Here is a 19222-nt window from a genome sequence, read left to right on the forward strand (position 1 = left end):
TCATCTCCATGCACCTCCAAAAAAACCAATTCGGAGGGTGAGTATGTAAACAAATTCAGACAATTGTATGGGTTTCCAGCCTTAGCGAAGGTGGCTTGAGAGACTGACCGAAATCGCGCCCGGCGGGACGCCGCCGGGCGCCAAAAGCTGCGAGTGGTGAAAAAAGATGGCCTGACAGTCGATCGGCGTTCCACAAGCCCTGACGGGAAAATGGCCTTCGAGGCCGGCCCTCTTACGAGGACTGGGACGCGCGGATCTCCATCTTGGCGGCGGCCCTCATGCCGATATGCCTGATACGTTTATGCAGACTGCTCACGCCACTGACCGTCACTACTTGCAACGGGGCGGGCCATACGTTTCCCGTCGCTCCGTGCTGGTGGGCGCGGACACAGGTGGAGTCAACCATGACATATCGCTCTCGCAAGCGTCGGAGACCGCTTCGAGAGGCCGATCCCATACTCCGGCTTTTCGCCACCGGACAAACCGGTTGTAGCAGGTCGTGTAGGGGCCGTAGCGCTCAGGTATCTCCGCCCACGGCGAGCCAGTGCGAAGCCGCCACAGAATCCCGTTGAGCACGCGCCTGTCAACGCGCGGAACACCACGCGGCTTGTTGGGCAAAAGTGGATCTGTAATTGTCCATTCATGGTCGGTCAGTTCATAGCGACGACGGCTCATCAAGGCTCCCCACAATCAGGGGCCTTGAATCATTAAGCGGCTAAAACGCCAACAACTTTATGAGTGTACGCCTTAGTAGTTTCCAACCCGACACACCATGGCGACCCGGAGACTGACGCCTGGGTTCGCATGGATGATGCTGGGAAAGATATCGCGTGAATAGGGTCTGCGATCAATGTCGGGAATGATGGCGCGCGCTTCGCGCGCCACGCATTCGCACTGTTCTTTTGTCCGGTCATTGCTGCAGGTCCTGACGAACAGGCTTTCGCGCCCGTCAGTTGTCTGCCCCGCGGTTGCGTTGAGATCGGCGATCGCCGCCAGCAACACGCCCAGGAAGGGATCGGCGCAGGCGATGGCCTTTACAGTCTCCTGGCCTTCAATATGCATGGCCTGTCCGCCCGCCATGCTGCCAAGCATTTTCATCAGGTCTGCATCGCCATAGGCGGTTCCGAATACGGAGCGGTCGATCGCCGTGACGAGCGGGCGGAGCAGGGTGAGGCGCTCGGCTGGCGAGGCCGGAAGGCCGCACCCGCTGATGGCCTGGTCGACAACGCCGCCAAGGAAGCTCTGGGCGTCGCCATTGAGGCGGGTCAGTTTGCCCGCGACGAGAGCCGTGACCAGTTCCTGCCGGCCTGCCGGAATTGCCTGAAGGGGGATGCGGACGCCTTGCATGCGACGCATGTGACGCGCTTCGCGTTCTTCCGCGAGCTTGCGGGCGTCGGCCTGCTGGAGGGCGGCGAGCCTGCGCCCCGTGCCGGCCAGCGCTGCTTCCACCGCGTCCGGGCGGGCATTGGCCGCTCCGCCGTCAATGGCGGCGGCAATCTTCTGTTCGATGGCGTCGATGTTCTCCAGTCCATCAAGCGTCGCGCCCAGAGCCTGAAGCGCCTGGCCAGATGCCTGCGCCGCCTGGATGATCGCCAGCGCCTGCGCGCGATCGGTTGGCAGGCGCCCAGGCTTCCGGACCCAGAAGCCATTTCTGAAACCGTTCGGGTCGGGCCCCGAGGCCCGCACGTCAACAATGCCTTCAAGCAATTCGGGGCGATAGAATGTGGAGCGGGTGACAGCGCAATCGCGCGCGCGCCGTAACACCTCATCGAATTGCGCGCTGCTCATCTCCCCAACCGTCGCGCCAAAATATGTCCGGAACGTATCGTCAGCGAAAGCCTCCGCGAGCGAAGCTTTTTCCGGGTTGTATTTACGCAGGCCAGTGAAATGGCGGGTTTTCAGGGCTCTGGCCTTGCCCCAGGCGTTGAACCGCTGGGTCATCCACTTCACATGGATTTCACACGATTGCAGGAACGGGGGAGCCGTCGCCGCCTCCCGGAACAGATATGCGGTGGCGCCGTCGCCAGGGAACAGTTGAAGCACCTCGCGGTCGAAATCATCCGTGAGCGAACTGCTCTTGCTGACCGATGCCCTGAAATGCCGCTGACGCTCGCTCGCGGGAACATCCGTGCGCTCAATGCGCGCCGCAGAATATTTGTCGAAGAACAGGCCGTATTGGCCGCCCTGGAACGGGTAATCCAGCTTGACGTCGAGAAACACCCCGTCAACGGCCGTCTTCTTTTCAGAAAACACGACCGACATGCGCACCGTATCGTGGGAGCGGCTGTACACCGCGCCATCCCAGCGTCCGGCCAGTCGGCGCATCAACGCCTGGCGCTCCCCGGCGACCCGCTCTTCTTCACTCACGGGGCGGGGCATGGCGGCCCTGCGCGCTTCCGCTCTCCTGTCGGCGGCGGCCAGCCGCTCCAGCCGCTCCAGTTCCTCGCGGTCGGTCGCGGCCTTTCTGCGCCGGGCCTCCTGCGGCGCCTCTGACGCTGGCGCCGTGACGCCATCGGGGAACTGGCCGCCCTTCGCGACGCGGATGCCCTGGCAGCGGCGATGATCCAGTTTTCCCTCGAGAACCCGCCCGCTCGCGTCGAGGTTTGCCGTGAAGCCGGTGTGTGAATAGCCCGGGGCCGGGAGGATCCATTCCACCGGCTTCGCCACAAGGGTTGGCGATCCGTCCGTGGTGGTTATCCGGATCGCGTAGGCGCCGGTTTTCACGCGCGCGTCGCCTGCCACCGGGTAGAAAGTGAAGATGCCATCATAGGTGGCGTCTGGTTTGCGTGGACCGATATCAATCGTGACGCCGGCAAGGCTTTGGCCACACGTGTAGGAGCCTCGCCACTCCCCAGGCGTCAGTTCCGGCTGCCCCAGCGCCGCCACAGGCACACCAAGAAGCAGGCCCGCCATAACTGGAAGCCGCGCCATCGTTATCCCCCCGAGCCCAATCGAGCCCACAATACGATGTTTCGCGACCGGATGAAGACGACATTGTGCTACGGGCCGGCAACCAGACAGCCCGCCCCGCTCATGGCTTCCTCCGCGCCGGGGCGGCGCCGCCGCGCCTGTCGTTTACTCCGCCCTTCACCGCGATCCAGATGATATGGCGCGCGCCGCCGCCCTTGCCATTGGCCCGCACCCGCACCTCTTCCACGTCAAAGCCACCGCGTCGCAGACGGAGGGTAAAGTTCTGGTCGGGGGCGGAGGACCATACGGCCAGGACGCCGCCAGGACGCAGGGCGGCCTTTGCGGCGGCGATCCCCGCCATGTCGTACAGGCCATCGTTCTCCGGGCGCGTCAGCCCGCCGGGGCCATTGTCCACGTCGAGCAGGATGGCGTCATAGGTTGCCCGGCCGGAGCGGATGAGCTTCACCACATCGCCTTCGTGGATGGTGACGCGCGGGTCGGTCATGCTGGAGCCGAACAGCGTCGCCATCGGTCCGCGCGCCCATGCGATCACCGCCGGCATCAGTTCAGCCACCACAATGCTGGCGTCAGCTCCAGCTCCGGCCAGCGCTTCGCGCAACGTGAAGCCCATGCCGAGGCCGCCGATCAGCAAGCGTGGCGCTGGTCGCGCGCCGAGCCGCGCACAGACAAGGCTGGCCAGCGCCTTCTCCGAGCCGCTGAGGCGACTGTTCATCAACTCCGTCGCCCCAATCATGATGGAGAATTCGTCGCCGCGCTGCTTCAGCCGGAGGTCGTCGGCGCCGCCAGGAACTTTCGCGGTGTCGAGCAGGGTCCAGGGAATCATGGGTGCGCCTCGCGGTGCCAGAGCGCTGCGCGAAAAGCGGCAAGCACGCTTCGCGCAGCAAATGTGCCAGTTCGGATAGATGCGGCGTTCCCGGAGCGCCTGGGGCCGCCAGGACTGCGCCGCGCCGCCGTCGGGAGCCGGCCCCGCGTGGAACGGAATCTGGACCGGCAGATACACCAGATGCGTCCGATCGTGAAATCACGGGCATTTTTCTGGGAGGCTGGCGTTCCCGCGCGCCGAAACCGCCCTGGCGGATTGAGCGGAGCGCGACAAAGGTCTATCACGGCGCATTCCGGCGGGGGCCTGTTCTCCGTCCAGGCCCCTGGGGTGAAACGCGTTCGTCCCCGGGGCTCCATCTCTACGGTTTTCCGCATTCCCTTCACGAAAGGCGCGCCAGCTTTTCCCGGGAATGCCCTGATGACAAGGCGCTTTCCGGCATGAACCCGGCTTTTCTCGTCACCCACTCGGGTGGTTTCCATGCTGACGAACTGCTGTCCAGCGTTATCCTGAGCCGCCTTTATCCGGATGCGCGCCTGGTTCGCAGTCGCGACAGGGCATGGATCACGCCTGCTCCGGACCGGATCATCTATGATGTCGGCGGCGCCTACGACGCCAGCCTCGGAATTTTTGATCACCATCAGCGTGGCGCGCCATTGCGTGACGATGGCCAGCCCTACAGCTCGTTTGGGCTGGTGTGGAAGCATTTCGGGCGTGACTATCTGCTGGCTTTGGAGGCGCCGCCGGCGCATGTGGAGAGCATCCACGCCGGTTTCGACGCCGGCTTCGTGCTGCCGGTCGATCTGGTCGATAATGGCGTCCTCAGCCCGTCGACCGCGGGGCCGTTGCTGGCGGGCCTGACCCTGCCAGCTTTGCTGGAAAGCCTGAAGCCCGTGTTCGACGCCAGCGACCCGGAGGCCGATGACGCGGCGTTTCACGGGGCGCTGGCCATCGCCCGCGCTTTCGTCGAAGCGCGGATCGGCCGCAGCGCGGCGAAGCTGCGCGCCGAGGCGCTTGTCATGGACGCGATCAGGAAGGCTGCCAACGGGCGCGTGCTTGAATTGCCATTGGGCATGCCGTTCCGCCCGACCGTGGTGAAGGCCGGCGCCGATCACCTGCTCTTCGTGGTGCATCCCCGGGACAATGACTGGTGCATCAATGGCATTCGCCGCGCCGAGGAGGGCTTCGAGTTGCGGGCGGATCTGCCCGCCGCCTGGGCGGGCCTGACCGATGCCGCGCTCGAGCGCGCCTCTGGGGTGACCGGCGCCCGTTTCTGCCACAACGGGCGCTTCATCGCCGCCGCTGCGAGCCGGGAAGCGGCCCTCGCCATGGCCGACATTGCCGTGAGGGACGCGCTGGAGGCTGACGCGCCGACCGTCTAGCGCTTGTCCCGGCCCCCGTTGATACTCAGCACCCGGCAGCACCTCATCAACCCGTCCGGCCGCAGGCGGTTCGCGCAAAGCCGGGACGTGACGGGCGCACCAGTCATTTTGCCGTATGACCCGCCTGGTCGCCTGGTCGCCTGGTCGCCTGGTCGCCTGGCGCGATATTCTGCAGCACGTTACTCTGCAAACTGGCCGCTGCGTCATTACCGACGACAGGGGCGGGTGCGCCAGTCCGCTCATGGCGAGAGCGCCAACGAGGCATCAAGGGCGCCTCATGTTGCGCGGCAACATGGATCCCGCCGTCTCATCATGGCGGCGGGTCTGGTCCGCTGAGGGGTGATGAAGGGTTTGGGGAGCCTCAGGGGCGCCCGCCCGCCGGCGCGCCTTTGTACGCGAACAGCGTCTCGAATCCGGGGCGCGGGCTGTCGCCGGTGCAGATCACTGCTCCAGGCAGATAGTTGCTTTCCTGGCGGGCGAAGTGCATGGCGGCGCTCCTGCTCACAAAAGTTCCGCCGATGAGATTGCGCGCGTCGCGGACCGTCCAGCGGCCCCCGCTGTCACGGTTGACAACAAAATGATTGACCGGTTGGGGAGGCTCTTTCAGTTGAACGATGATGCTCATGTTGCGTGATCCTGAATGTGGTCGATAGCAAGGAACCGGAGGCGTGCGCTCCGTCCAGTCACACGACGAATGACCTCACGAGAGCGACAGCTGCGACGGTTCCAATGATCAATATTCCCAACCTCAGCAGCATCCTGGCCTCGTTGAGAGACTGATCCGGCCCAGCGGTTATCCTGACATCCGCTCCGGATTGTGTTTCGCGCAGCCTGTTTTGACGCTGCAGTACGGATAAATGGAAAATGCGGGGATACATCAATGGACATCCTCCTCAGATACGACGCATTTCCGGCGTGTCCTGCCACGCGCGTGCGTCCGATACTTCAATTTTCTGGAATAGCTGATAAGAAATCCATTCGGTGAATGAAGTATTATTATATTATCTGCATATAGTATTGCATGAATCCGGCGCAAGCTGCACGGTGAGCGCCTTGGCAGCGGAAATCAGGCAGATGCTGACGCTTCCGCGGCCCCCAAAAAGCGCAGGCGCCAGACGGGCTTGCCCCTGTGCGGGGCCCGACATCAGGCGGAGCGCCAGCGAACAGGGGTCGCGCCTGCCATGGGCGGATGAACCGTCGGCATGGTGAGGGCGGCGATGGCCTCCCGGATCTTCAATGCCGTGTCGTCGGCCACTTCGACCAAAGGCAGGCGTAGGGATGACGCGCACCCGCGCGTGCAGTGCAGCGCGTATTTGACCGGCCCAGGGTTGGTCTCAAGCTCGAGCGCTTCCTGAAGCGGGCGCAGCAGGGTCTGAATTCGCCGCGCCTCGACGGGATCATTTTGCCGGATCGCGAAGATCATCGCAGCGCACAAGCGCGGCGCCACGTTGGAAATGACGGAAATTGCGCCATCTCCGCCCGCCGCCATGAACCCCGGCGTCGAGCGGTCATTTCCTGAGAGCAGGGTGAAGCGGCGGCCCAGCCGCGCAACCGTCTCCCGCACCCTCGCCAGATCTCCTGTTGCGTCCTTGATCCCGACGATGCCTGGAGACCCCGCCAGCCGCTCCAGCGTGTCGACGCTGAGGTCCACCGCCGTCCGCGCCGGCACGTTGTACAGAATGATGGGCAGCTCAGTGCAGCGGCTGACGGCATCAAAATGCCGGAACAGGCCCTCCTGACCCGGCCGGTTGTAGTAGGGCGTTACGACCAGCGCGCCATCTGCGCCGAGACGGGCAGCCTCGCGCGTCAATTCAATCGTGCGCCGGGTGTCGTTTGTGCCGGAGCCGGCGATCACTGGCGCGCGCCCTCGCGAAACATCGACACACAAGCGGATCACATCTGCCCATTCAGACGCGGAAAGGGTCGGGGATTCTGCCGTCGTGCCACAGGCGACGAGCCCCTCTACGCCCTGACCGATCTGCCATTCAACAAGCTCCGCCAGGGCTTCGAAATCAATCCGGTCTCCCTGAAAAGGCGTGACGAGAGCCGTGATCAGGCCGCTGAATATGGGAGGTTCGCTTTTTCGTTTCATGGTTTGTCCTCCTTCTGACGTGGCGTCAGCCATGCTGTCTTGCGCGCACGCCAGCGGTTGTTGCGTATGGAAAAGCCTGGCGATCTGAGTTTGACGACCGGGTCCCGCTGGGATGCATCGCGCCATCGAACGGCAAATTCACAGAACCCGTTCGGCTCATGGTCTTGCTCGCGGCTTTCATGATTCCGGGACTGCCCGGGGGCCTGCATCAGGCGGGCGTCAATATCGGCATCAACCCATCAGGGCGCAGCGGGGCTGCAAGCCCGGTTCATCCCGGGACCAGGCCGGGAAAGCGGCGCTCACGCTCCGTGAAGAGAGGCGCCTGACCCGGTTCAATCATTCGCCAGGCCAAAGAGCCGGATAAATTTCGGCATGTCGGATTTGGGTGGAAGGACTAAAAAAGAACGCCGGCTTCGACCATCCCGCGCGCCTGGTCACGCCTGTCGAAGTTGCGGCCAAAGCCGTAACCGTTCTCCATGCCATCAATGCGGGTGTAAGAGGCTTCGGCCCGGGCGAAGAACACGCCGTGCTGGTAGGTCGGCGTGATGGTCAGCGACCATGCACGGCTGCCTGGACCATATAGCAGGTTCGTCGGGGCGCATTCCGGCCTTGCCCCACAGTCACCGCCCCATGACGTGATGTATTCAGCCCGTCCTGCGAGGGAAAATGTGTCAGTGAAGGCGTAGCGGGCGAGCAGCGCGGCGCCGAAGGTTTCCGCCGTGCGCGACACCCCGATTTCCCGGTTGGCGCTGACCCGTGTGTACTGCAGATAGGGCGAAACGGTGAGCGGCCCACTGTTGTAGGCATAGATGAGATTGAAAATGCTGCTGTTGTTCTGGGCGAGCGGCGTGGCGAGGGATGCCCTTGCCGTTTCACCAAGGTTCCCGGCCGCGACCACCGAAATGGTATGGGCCGGTGAAAGGGTCCATGACGCCAACGCCGACACCCAATTCAGTTTTCCCGAGTAGAAACCGTCGTTCAGCGAGATTGAAGCAGAAAAACTGCCCCTGGTGTAGTTGGCTTGCACACCCCGGCTGATTGCCGGCTCCTGGTTCCACAACAGGCCGCGCGCAATGTTCATATTCTGGAAGGTGAAGGTGGATTCGGCGCCAATCAGTGTCGGCAGGAGGCCGGCTTGAATCGACAGCTCAGGCGTCACCTGCACCTTGCCGTAAGCTACGGGGACGGGGCCATAGAGCTTGTCCGTCGCGTCCACCGCACGCATGTAGGAAGCGCCGAGCGATGGCAGCGCATACAAGCCGCCCTGCACGTAAAACTGGACCGGCGTTCCTGTTGTTTGCACCTGGATCTGCGCATTGCTTACGTCAGCCAGCGAGCCCGTGTTCGTTGGGCCGCCATACGGAATCGCATTGGTTTGTCCGAAAGCCAGCCCTGTCAGTTGACCCGAAATGTGCAACTTGCCAAGTTCGCCGGCGTCAAAGGTCAAAGGATTGTCGTTGGCTTTCAACGGGCCGCCGAAAGCCGGGGTTTGCATGGGCTCCGCCATCGCAGGAACACCAACGAATATACTGCATGCCGTTCCGGCAATGAGCGCCTGGGCGCCTGAGCGGATTGTCTTGCCGGCGCGGCCAACGTCAGCCGCCAGGCCAACGCGCAGCCTGCCAGGGGGGAGGGCGTGGTTCCGGGCTGCACTGTTCCAATACATGAAACGCGTTCCTTGTATACTGCGGGCGGCGGAACCGGCGTCGGATGCGGGTTCTCGCCAGCCGTGCAGGCTGGTTGGGGAAATCCGGCTCCGGGCTTGCGACACGGTCGGCCCCTTCCAGAGGCAGCGATGCCCGCGCGCCCGTCCGATGCGGTTTTTGACCCCGTGCGAATACGATTGCCGACGCCCTTAAACGTGAGGGTCAGACCCCGGAAAATTATGCAGGGATACGTTGGAAAACGATACGCATGCCATGTCGTAAACATAGTATTTTCATATAAATTGGAACGAATTTCATATAAATAACTATATAAATCTGATATTAAATTGACAACTTCAATAATTCTCCGCTTCTTTCTGACGACGGAGGCGTGACATGCGCAAGTGTGACATACATCAGGAACAGTTACGTAATTTTGGGCAAGCGCTGGCGCAATGTCGGCGCGACGGCGTGGTGTCAGGAGCGGCCGCCGCAAGCCTGATGACGGAAGCAGACGCCCTGGATGTGCAGTCGATGGCCACGGCCTGTTATGGCGATGCTCCGGCTGGGTACGCCGTTGTTGGCTGGTCGGTTTCGGCCCAACAGCGGCTTGGCCTCAATGGACCAATCCATGGCGTAATTCCTCAGGATGGCGCGCAGCCTGCATCCGGCGAGGCTTTCCGCCTGCCACAGGGCGTCATTGGCGCCCAATGCGAACTGGTGTTCACCATTGGCTGTCCGGTGACGGGTGGGAAGGATGCCCATGTCTCCCATGACTGCGTTCGCCAGGCCATTGTAGCGTGCCGTCCGGCGATCGGGATTCTTGGTCGGCGCGTCAGCGCGACCGGTGGCTTGCATCTTGCCGCGATCGCCGATTTCGCCCTGCACGTCACAACGATTTACGGTGAACCGGCAGACAGACACGCTCTGTCGCGCCTTGATCTGGCCTGGGTCCGGGCGCGGCTCGCTGGCAATGATGTGCTGCGCGCATGTGGTTTGCCCTACGACCCTGTCGCGCCAGTTGCCTGGCTCGCGAATACCCTGCTACGCATGGGGCAGTGCCTTGACGCGGGTGACATTGTTGCATGCGGGGCGCTCGCACCAATCCTGCAGGTGCTTCCGGGCCAGACGCTTTCATTCGAAGTGGCCGGTTTCGGCCATTGCAGCAGCGCGTTCCTGTAGCGCATTTTTCCTGTAAGGGCTGGCATTCCGGTGGCGGCTTCCTGCCGGCCGCACGACGTCAGCGGCGGCAGCAGAACTTCCGGTCTTGTTTGCGCAGCGGCGGGTCTGCCGTTGGGCCAGGTTGCTGGCTCCACGGCTGACCCCAGCTTGCAAACCCGCGCTGGGATAACAACAAACCGTCAGATCAAACCCGGAGCTGGATAACGCCTGGTGGCAACGTCATCGCTTCTTGCCAATTATCTGGGCTGCCGGGCCAGGTCATCCTGGTGGCCGGATCGAAAGAACGGATCGGCCGCGCCGCTGCGGAAATGGGCCATGCATGCCGCCCGAAACGGCCAGGCAGTGTACCTGGGAAAAGCGCATACGTGAGACGTAAACAGGCGCCTGCCATTCACGCGGTGGAAATCAGGGGTCAGTGCAGCCTTTCACGTGATCGATGCGCCAGGGGAGGCTTGGTGCAGGTATGATCGCTTTGGGCCCGCTGTTGCGTGGGGGAGCGCGATACTCCTGATTTGCACTTAGGAACTTTAATTTTGCGCGTGCAGCTGTATTTCGCAGAAGATATCTTATGGAACAAAGAGGCGGCTCCGGAGGAGCCAATCGCCAAAGAAACCCATGCTCTCGAGATGCCAAACGGGCCTAGTAATGGTACCGCAACTGCGCGATTTCGAGTTGCAGGGCCTCACTCTTGCCCGTGACACGGTAGACCATGCGGTGCGCGTCCATAATACGCCACGACCGCCAACCCGACATATCACCCCTCAGGTCCTCGGGCTTGCCGGTTCCGTCAAGCTGGGCGCGCAGATAGTCCTGGCCATCAGGTTCAGCATCGCCAGGCAGGCCTGCCGCTCCTGCGGCGACAGGTTGGTGATCTCCCAGTTCGTGTCCCTTGACAGGACTACACAATGACTGGCCCTGGCCGGCGTAATAAACCAGTTGAACAGGTTGAACCCACCCTGGGTGCTGGAGCACGTCAGCAGGGAGGGGGACATCGGTTTGCCCGGCCTCGATGGCCTGCGTCACCAGTTTTGTGTTTTCCAACTGCCCAGGCGTCAACTGGCCCCGGTCAATCAGAAGCTGGCCGATGCGGCCAAAGGCCTGTTCCAGCGATTTCCCGGCAAGCGACAGGCGGGCGAGGTTCTCGCGCGTTACCTGGAACCCGCTGGCAATCTCCCGCGCTGCGGAATCCGAGGCATGGAACTCCACCCCAGAGCTTTCGTCCTTCGTGATCTCCTGCGCCCGCGTCAGGTCGCGGTTGATGGCGGCGATGCCTGGCTCTGGTGGGGGGCACGGATGGTGATCTCGCCCGCGCCAATCGCGCCGCGGAAAACCCGGAATGCGATGGGCGTGGATCCTCGCATTCAGATCTATGACATCAATTTACAATATAATAATTGGCCGCATAAATGCCATTATACGTCACTCTCTTCATGCGGTATGTCGAATGGAGGGTAGGCAAACCACACCCCATCATATGCCTCATCCATTTCCCCCCGTTTCCACTCATCAACAATCTGCCGGGCGATCTGCTCGTTGGTTCCCTGTTGCCAGCTCCCTCTGCCCGTAGGCCACACAACCGAAGCGCCAGCATTGAGGATCGCCATGATGCACCGATAGCCAAAATCCTCCAAGGCCTCGCCAGAAAGGCCAAAACTATTCGCGCCATAGGGAAATATCGACACCATGGCTAAGGCGTCCACTTCCAAATTATATGGCAATTCGGCAAGATATTCCGATGTAATTTGCTCAAAAAATTACCTATCGGCTCGTTACTCACTTTGATGATCCTTATATCCATTCTTATATCTTGGAATATCAATATCAATATCAATATCAATCGCAGGGCCGTTCTTCTTCGGGATGCGGAATCCCCCGCGCCCGCTCGCAAGATCATACCGCGTGCCATCACCTTTTGTGTACGAGCCAGCCTTTTGCCCCATCAAAAGTAGTTGCGTCTTGATCTTGTTGAACTCACTTGGATGCACCGTTCTGACATATGACGACGCCCTCTTGTGTACATGCCCCACGTCCTTTCCGCCGGGGCGCAGGATCGCATCGACATCAGCAACCCTTGCGCCTCTCGCCGCCTCAGCTCCAATCTCGGCCGAAGATCCTGCCCTTGCAGCCTTGCCCCCCCGCATTCGCCGCCATCCTCTCTCCTGCCTCGGAGAGGGCATAGACGGCTCCGGCGGTTCCTGCGCCTGCTGCGGGAATGGCGAGCGCGCCGCCGCCAAGCGCCTCGCCAGCAAGCACTTCGCCCAGTGCAAGCGCCGCTTCGTTGCGGCAAAGCATGTTGGTTGCGCAGATGAGCGCGGCTTTGAGCGCAGTGTCCGTGACGGCCAGCGCGGCTGGCGCGATGGCGACGGTGAGGGCGGCCGCTGCGACAAGGAGCCCGGCCCGTCGCCCCCTTTCAACGCGCGTCGCCTGCCCCGCCGCCGCCGCGTTGATGCCCGAAACAAAGACCTGCTGGTCGGAGACGGTAAGCCCCTTCAAAACCGCCCTGCCGACGGATATGGCGGCGGGATCAACGCGCACCAGGGCAGTATTGCCTGTAAGGTTCAGGGCGTCGGCGAACATCGCCGAACCACGGCGCACCGCCTCGGTCCGCGCCTGCGAACCCGCTTCCAGTTCACGGGCGCCGTCGAGCATGGCCGAGCCCTCGATCAGCTTCTGGTTGCCGCCATAGGCCAGGGCATACAGATTGATGCTGGCTTCAGCCCCGCCGGTAAAGTTGCGGGCGAATGCAATAACCTGATCGCCGATCCGGTCTGCGCCCGTACGGAACGCCTCCGAAACACTCAGAAAGAGGCCCGTATCCCTCAGCCCGTCCGCCAGCCCGGCCTGCCGCAGGGCGCCGGGCCGCTGGGCGCACAGTTCATAATAGGCGAAGCTTTGCAGCAGCCGCCCCTTGACCTCCTCCAGCTGCTGGTGCCCCGCGGCGTCCAGGGTTCCGTCAGCGTCGCGTTTGGCCAGCGCATTGTAGCGCGGCAGATGCTTGCGGATTTCAGCCTGTGTCTGCTCAAGCACCTCTTCGCGCAGGGCCGCATGTTGCTCCTGGCCCCTGCGTCGCGTCCGCCGTCAAGCGCTCCACACCCTCCGAATGCCGGAGAGGCCCGATGCAATTTCCTGCACCGACAACGTCGAAGCATAAAGCACCGTCCCGGCGTTTCCGCTCTTCGTACTGTAATTGATTCAGAATGCGATGAGAACGGTATCTTGAATTCAGATGTATTACGCCTAATATTCATATTAAACATCTAAATATATAGAAATCTATTTAGAGTCAATTTTTGTTGTCGGCGAATCAAATGGCGGCAAGGAAAACCATAGTCCGTCATAATTTTCTCTCATGTCACCGCGCTTCCATTCGTCAACTATCTGTCGGGCTATTTGCTCGCTAGTTCCTTGATACTTCGTGTCAACTATCACACCTTCATCACCCCCCGATGGCCAGACAGGGGATGCGCCGGCTTCCAGCAATTTCAAAATGCAGCGATAGCCGAAATTCTCTAATTCTTCTCCAGCAAGACCAAAACTATCTCGCCCGCGGGGGAATATTTCGACCATCATTACCACATCATCTTCCAAATCAAGCGGAATTCCCTCAATCCATTCGCTCATCGGAGTTCCGTAATATTTATTTATTGGCTCATCGTTCATTTTTATGCACCTTGTACCCTGAAATATAACCTGGGATATTAATATCGATTGTTTCACTTGATTTTTTCGAAATGCGAATGCCAATACGACTTCCCGTTTGTCTTTGGGGATCTCGCCACGCGCGACAAGATCATCGACCATGGCATCGGCGACGCCCTGGAGCGTCCTGTCATGGGCATCAATGCGTGTGGCGGAATCGCCGACAAATTGCCTCACCGTCGCCGGAAGCTTCGCGAGCGCCTGTTCCGCCTGCTGCCCAAGCGCCTCCATGCCGGCGCGGATCATTGAAAGACCGCTGGCAATCTCCCGCACCGAAGAATCCGAGGCATAGAACTCCACCCCGGAGCTTTCGTCCTTCGTGATCTCCCGGGCGCGGGAGGGAGCGGGTTGATGAATGTAAAATAACGAAACAAATGCAACCTAATTATAGGCCCTTTAAACACAACTTGAACTGTGCCCAAAAGGGAAAGTCCCCCAAAAAAACGAAATAATCGTCTACGTAAATAAGGCCTTCTGCCGCTAGTCGATCGCAAAATTCGTCGGCGGCCTCTCCTCCAAAGCAAGGCCCGAATGAGACGAGCGTACAGTTTTGATCAAATGGATGCTGAGAATCAAAAATTTCAGACATGCGCTCCAATGAAATATTATTACGCAATAATGCATCGCGTCTAACAATAATGACGTATTCGTCAATTTTTATACAGGTCATTTTCCCGCCTTTGGAATTTGAAGGCCTTTAGGTATGTGAATCTGCACATTGTAGATTGGCGTGCATCGGTTGAAATATCGCCCCCACTCCGATTTTCCCGCCTTTTGTATCGATCTTACCGGGACGGAAAAATCAATGCGTACAGGCCCAGTGCCACCGGGCTTCGCGGCGCCAACAGTAGTCACATACACGCGACCGTCGGCCCCGATCCCGATTGGAATTGTTGTGCCTTCATTTTTGACCCAGCGAGCAGCTTGGTCAGCTGAGCCCCATCTTGAAACAGCAGTATATCCTTTTGGCACAGCTCCCTCTGCCGCCCCTGCTCCCCGTGAGAAAATGGTTGTGTAACCATCAAGCTGGTTCTTTATATCGGAGGTAGATATCCCAGGCTTGTCCGCGAGAACGTGGCTAGTAACAATTTTGTTCCCGGTATTATTTACGTTACTCACACCGGCTGGAGCTGCCTCTGACCCAATTCTGACCGTGCCCGCCGCATTCGCCGCCATCCTCTCTCCTGCCTCGGAGAGGGCGGAGACGGCTCTGGCGGTTCCTGCGCCTGCTGCGGGAAGGGCGAGCGCGCCGCCGGCAAGCGCCTCGCCAGCAAGCACTTCGCCCAGTGCAAGCGCCGCTTCGTTGCGGCAAAGCATGCTGGTTGCGCAGATGAGCGCGGCTTTGAGCGCAGTGTCCGTGGGGCCACCGCTGCTGGTGCGATGGCAATGGTGAGGGCGGTCGCAGCGACGAGGAACCCGGCCTGCCGCCCCCTTTTCAACGCGCGTCGCCTGCCCCGCCGCCGCCGCGTTGATGCCCGAAACAAAGACCTGCTGGTCGGCGACGGTAAGCCCCTTCAAAACCGCCCTGCCGACGGATATGGCGGCGGGATCAACGCGCACCAGGGCGGTGTCGCCTGTGTGTCTGATGTAAATTTAAGCGTTCTATTTAGGGTACTTGCATCGCGGAAACGTTCAGCTGCGAATGGAGGCGGCGAGGAGAATGTGCCGACTGGCGTAGTGAAATATCGACATTCATGATGCAGCCGCTCAATGAAGCTTCGGCTACATCAACAAAAAATTAACGACAACAATAACAAAATATGACAAACTACAGTCAATTTACGCGATTTATTACTTTTATCATGAATTAATTATCTAATATTATCTCTAATATCTGTCAATTATCTGTCACATAGAATAGAATTAACGCCTTTCTCAAAGCGCATACTTGAAAGAAGAATGAACGTCGCATCCACCGAATCATAGTCAATGGGGAAGCGAAGATCACACACCCAACCACCTTGCGTCATATAGAACCCAGCTGGATCGGTGGTTATTTCATTCCCATTTGCGATAAGAAAATCTACAATCGGCTGCGTGTGCTTATACGGCCGCTGCGGATCATCTGGTTCTGGATTAATTAAGATCTTCGTTGGGGCGGCCTCTGTAATCTGTTAGTTAACGATTAACGAATATTTGGCCGCGTTACGGCGGAAAAATTCTCAATGTAGATTTGCGGCAGTCCACCGGAGCCAAACTGACGGTTCTGCCGTGCGATACCAAACGCTGCGCAAGTAACCCCAGTCACCACGAATTCAGTCAACCCAGGACGACAAAGACCATCGCATCGGCGACCACACGGCTCCTCATCGCATCGATCCAGCTATCCCTCGCCAAATTGCAAGCTTGAAGTCATACTAAACAATATCGACTCGAATTTTGAAATTAAACAAAAATATTCGACACGCGACGTTATTATGCATCACTCTCTCCATGCGGCATTTCGAAGGGCGGAAGAGAAAACCACACGCCGTCATACTTCTCGTCCATCTTGCCACGCTTCCACTCGTCAACAATCTGGTGCGCTATCTGCTCGTTTGTTCCCCGATACTCGGTCGCTTGTCTCCAACTCCCTCTCCCCGTTGGCCACACAACCGAAGCGCCCGCGTTGAGCATTGTCAAAATACAACGGCAGCCAAAATCTTCCAGCGCCTCCCCAGAGAGGCCGAAACTGTCGGCACCGCGTGGAAATATGCTCATCATGGCGACAGCATCTACCTCCAAGGATCCGGGCAATAAATCAATATCTTCACTCACATTTAGTCCACTATATTTGTTTATTGGTTCGTTACTCATTTTGGACCACCTTATATCCAGACTCGTATCCGGGAATATTATCATCCAATGTCGGACCATTTTCTTTTGAGTTGCGAGATCCCACGCGCCCGTTCGGAAGATCATACCACGTGCCATCACCTTTTGTGTACGAGCCAGCCTTTTGCCCCATCAAAAGTAGCTGCTTCTTGATCTTGTCGAACTCACTTGGATGCACCGTTCTGACATATGACGACGCCCTCTTGTGTACATACCCCACGTCCTTTCCGCCGGGGCGCAGGATCGCATCGACATCAGCAACCCTTGCGCCTCTCGCCGCCTACACTCCAATCTTGGCCGTTGATCCCCCGCTTGCACCTTTACCGCTCGCGTTAGCCGCCATCCCCTCACCGGCTTCGGAGGGGACGGAGACGGCTCTGGCGGTTCCTGCACCAGTTGCGGGAAGGGCGCGAGCGCGCCGCCGCCGAGCGCATCGCCTGCAAGCACTTCTCCCACTGTGAGCCCCTCCAGAGCCGCCCAGCCGACGGGTATGGCGGCGGGATCGACAGGCGTCAGGGCGTTCTTGCCTGTAAGGTTCGGGGCGTCGGCGAACATCGCCGAAACCACGGCGCACTGCCTCGGTCCGCGCCTGTGAACCCGCTTTCAGTTCTCGGGCTTCGTCGAGCAGGGCTGCGCCTCGATTAGCCTCTGGTTGCCGCCATAGGCCGGGGCATACAGATTGATGCTGGCTCCGGCCCCGCCAGCAACGTTGCGGGCGAATGCAATAACCTGATCGCCGATCCGCCCGCCCCGTGCGGAACGCCTCGGAAACGCCCACAAAGAGGCCCGTATCTCTCAGCCCGTGCGTCAGTCCGGCTATTTATGTATACTCATATCAACTCGGAACATCGAAAGCCGCGATGGCGATCGCCCGCATCGAGGAAACAGACACGCATAGCTCAACGCCGGAGCGCTTATCTCGGGGCGCTGCCCAAGCACGCATCAGGTGTAGTTAATGGCAATGAGATCCTGTCGCTTGCGGGGCAGGTCGCTTGGAATAAAAACACGAGAGAATAAATACAGCGCCAACCAAGTCTCATTCTTGCCAAAATGTAACACATACCCCGTATTCATCTAATATATCATCGCCAATCTCAAATTTAAATTTTCTATCTGGAAAATTTAGCATCAACTTTTCCTTCCAAGCCTTTGCCAATTGATTTGCAAAAAAGGAGCATAATTTATACTCTAATTCTGACAGATCGATTTTTACCACTAGCGCACTTGGCGCATCACTCCATTTGGAGAAAAGCTGACTTACAGAAAAATTGTTCGCATACCGTTCTACATCTGCCCTAACTAGGCTCCGCTCAAGTTCACCTGAAGCTGTTCTTGTCAAAGCAACCAAATGATTTCGCTCAGAAACATAATCTTGTGCGTTTGAACACCAGAAAATGTGCCCATCGCGTTCGATAAAATCTGGGGAAAGAACCCCCAATATTGAAATTGCCTGCTCAATCGTTACCGAATTGCCGGCATACGAAAAAAAATCGTTCGATCCGAAATCTGGGGAGAAAAAACCTAAAAACTCCCTAGGAACATCACTATGAAAAATTTTCACTACCTTATCCTCAAGATATCAAGAATCGCTTGCGGGACGGTTCCTTCGAATGTTTTGGTGCTATTCCCCATTTTAGGGAAAAATTTCCGTTTGGAGATCTGTTCCATTCAACGATTTTTATGGGGAAGCGGACACATCGTATAACACCGCCCTTCAGGGCCATATATAACAGCATGCCCACTTCCCAGATTCGCATCTGAATTTGGTGCCTGCCGCCTCCAGCGGATACTTTAGTCCCCCACGCGCACCACTAGACATAATTTTGATCTCCTTTAAATTCTTTATAGAACTCAAGTCAATAGTATTTCTGATGGAGTCAGCAATTAGCTGCGGGACGCTTTCGTGGTTCTTCCCGGCACTTCGCACACACGCAACCGCAATTATAGCAAAAACACCCGCGACTGTCAGAGTCTTCAGATTGAACCCGCTTCGGGCGCCGGGGCAGGCTTCGAACGATTTTGGATCAACACCCGCAAGCCCCTGCAGATTCGCAGTCCGTCTGCGGTTTTCCTTTCCAGATCGCCTGCGCTGTTCTGGCTACCAATGACGCTGGCGAAAATTTCTTGGTGATGCCACGTTATTCTTTGTGCTTACCAGGGCAGCGCGAAAACCAACATGACATCACCATGACATCCAGGCGTCGGCATGAGAACGGCTCTCAGGTCCTAGTAGAGACCTAATTTGTACCAACAAGTCGCCGGTGAGCAGGGAGTGGCTACACATCCCTTCGACAAGACCGGTCAGCACAACTGTTCTAAGCATCACAGATGGACTTGAAGCCCCGCGCTCTATTAATATGAATATTGTCCTAACGATTTCTTGATCAAAATTATTGATGTTGCTGACAATTTCATACCCAATGTCCCCCAGCAGCACCGTGCTTGGGGGAGAGTCTGGATGCCAGTAAACCTTAGATACATTGTATACGTCGGATAAAATCGAACTCTCGCTGATCAATAAACTAATGAATTTATCTACATCTTCATTCATTGGGAATACCTCAATGCATTGTCAAATCACGAATCACATTTTCCGCAGCTGCCCTGTCGTTAGCAGATCCGGCCGGATTTTTACCTAGGTTGGGGCCTCAATCAG

The 19222-nt window shown here is 58.8% G+C and carries 16 protein-coding genes and 1 pseudogene; 2 read left to right on the top strand and 15 right to left on the bottom strand.

Going from position 1 to position 19222, the window contains the following annotated elements; translation table 11 throughout:
• Positions 1-358 precede the first annotated feature (358 nt).
• The 3 genes and pseudogenes from ACERNI_RS17675 to ACERNI_RS17685 form a co-directional block, all read right to left on the bottom strand.
• Positions 359-675 (bottom strand): annotated as a pseudogene (locus ACERNI_RS17675) (IS5 family transposase); the annotation flags it as partial.
• A 72-nt stretch (positions 676-747) separates the two neighbouring features.
• The gene (locus tag ACERNI_RS17680; protein ID WP_448834545.1) at positions 748-2931 is read right to left on the bottom strand and encodes a hypothetical protein; all 2184 of its coding nucleotides are present in this window, start codon (positions 2929-2931) and stop codon (positions 748-750) included.
• Positions 2932-3031: 100 nt separating this feature from the next.
• Positions 3032-3754: a spermine/spermidine synthase domain-containing protein gene (locus tag ACERNI_RS17685; RefSeq protein ID WP_448834546.1), complete on the bottom strand. Its 723-nt coding sequence runs from the start codon at positions 3752-3754 to the stop codon at positions 3032-3034.
• Positions 3755-4191: 437 nt separating this feature from the next.
• Here ACERNI_RS17685 and ACERNI_RS17690 point away from each other — a divergent pair, with 437 nt between their 5' ends.
• Positions 4192-5133 carry an MYG1 family protein gene (locus ACERNI_RS17690; RefSeq protein WP_448834547.1) on the top strand — a complete coding sequence of 314 codons (942 nt, stop codon included), beginning with the start codon at positions 4192-4194 and terminating at the stop codon, positions 5131-5133.
• A 361-nt stretch (positions 5134-5494) separates the two neighbouring features.
• Here ACERNI_RS17690 and ACERNI_RS17695 read toward each other — a convergent pair whose 3' ends face one another.
• The 3 genes from ACERNI_RS17695 to ACERNI_RS17705 all read right to left on the bottom strand — a co-directional run bounded on the left by ACERNI_RS17695 (position 5495) and on the right by ACERNI_RS17705 (position 8891).
• A complete protein-coding gene (locus tag ACERNI_RS17695; RefSeq protein ID WP_448834548.1) occupies positions 5495-5758 on the bottom strand; it encodes a hypothetical protein in 264 nt (87 codons plus the stop codon).
• Between the two features lie 519 nt (positions 5759-6277).
• Complete coding sequence (gene dapA / locus ACERNI_RS17700) at positions 6278-7225, bottom strand: 4-hydroxy-tetrahydrodipicolinate synthase (RefSeq protein WP_448834549.1); 948 nt, start codon at positions 7223-7225, stop codon at positions 6278-6280.
• 394 nt (positions 7226-7619) lie between these two features.
• On the bottom strand, positions 7620-8891 hold the full coding sequence (locus ACERNI_RS17705; protein WP_448834550.1) for an outer membrane beta-barrel protein: 1272 nt from the start codon (positions 8889-8891) through the stop codon (positions 7620-7622).
• 376 nt (positions 8892-9267) lie between these two features.
• On the opposite strand from ACERNI_RS17705, the gene ACERNI_RS17710 reads away from it, so the two are divergent.
• Positions 9268-10053: a 2-keto-4-pentenoate hydratase gene (locus tag ACERNI_RS17710; RefSeq protein ID WP_448834551.1), complete on the top strand. Its 786-nt coding sequence runs from the start codon at positions 9268-9270 to the stop codon at positions 10051-10053.
• Positions 10054-10692: 639 nt separating this feature from the next.
• Here the strand turns inward: ACERNI_RS17710 and ACERNI_RS17715 are convergent.
• The 9 genes from ACERNI_RS17715 to ACERNI_RS17755 form a co-directional block, all read right to left on the bottom strand.
• A complete protein-coding gene (locus ACERNI_RS17715) occupies positions 10693-11259 on the bottom strand; it encodes a type II toxin-antitoxin system YoeB family toxin (RefSeq protein WP_448834552.1) in 567 nt (188 codons plus the stop codon).
• 206 nt (positions 11260-11465) lie between these two features.
• Complete coding sequence (locus ACERNI_RS17720) at positions 11466-11738, bottom strand: hypothetical protein (protein WP_448834553.1); 273 nt, start codon at positions 11736-11738, stop codon at positions 11466-11468.
• Between the two features lie 84 nt (positions 11739-11822).
• Positions 11823-12194 carry a hypothetical protein gene (locus ACERNI_RS17725; RefSeq protein WP_448834554.1) on the bottom strand — a complete coding sequence of 124 codons (372 nt, stop codon included), beginning with the start codon at positions 12192-12194 and terminating at the stop codon, positions 11823-11825.
• Entirely contained in the window at positions 12142-13080 is a 939-nt protein-coding gene (locus tag ACERNI_RS17730) for a hypothetical protein (RefSeq protein ID WP_448834555.1), read from the bottom strand. Before ACERNI_RS17730 ends, ACERNI_RS17725 begins: the two co-directional genes overlap by 53 nt.
• Before the next feature lie 246 nt (positions 13081-13326).
• Entirely contained in the window at positions 13327-14052 is a 726-nt protein-coding gene (locus tag ACERNI_RS17735; protein WP_448834556.1) for a hypothetical protein, read from the bottom strand.
• A gap of 366 nt (positions 14053-14418) precedes the next feature.
• Positions 14419-15312 (bottom strand): hypothetical protein, encoded by an 894-nt coding sequence (locus tag ACERNI_RS17740; RefSeq protein ID WP_448834557.1) that lies wholly within the window; start codon positions 15310-15312, stop codon positions 14419-14421.
• 855 nt (positions 15313-16167) lie between these two features.
• Positions 16168-16548 (bottom strand): hypothetical protein, encoded by a 381-nt coding sequence (locus ACERNI_RS17745; protein ID WP_448834558.1) that lies wholly within the window; start codon positions 16546-16548, stop codon positions 16168-16170.
• A gap of 1054 nt (positions 16549-17602) precedes the next feature.
• Positions 17603-18127 carry a hypothetical protein gene (locus tag ACERNI_RS17750; RefSeq protein ID WP_448834559.1) on the bottom strand — a complete coding sequence of 175 codons (525 nt, stop codon included), beginning with the start codon at positions 18125-18127 and terminating at the stop codon, positions 17603-17605.
• Positions 18128-18748: 621 nt separating this feature from the next.
• The gene (locus ACERNI_RS17755) at positions 18749-19117 is read right to left on the bottom strand and encodes a hypothetical protein (RefSeq protein WP_448834560.1); all 369 of its coding nucleotides are present in this window, start codon (positions 19115-19117) and stop codon (positions 18749-18751) included.
• Between the last annotated feature and the right edge of the window lie 105 nt (positions 19118-19222).

The organism is Camelimonas sp. ID_303_24 (genome assembly GCF_053543495.1).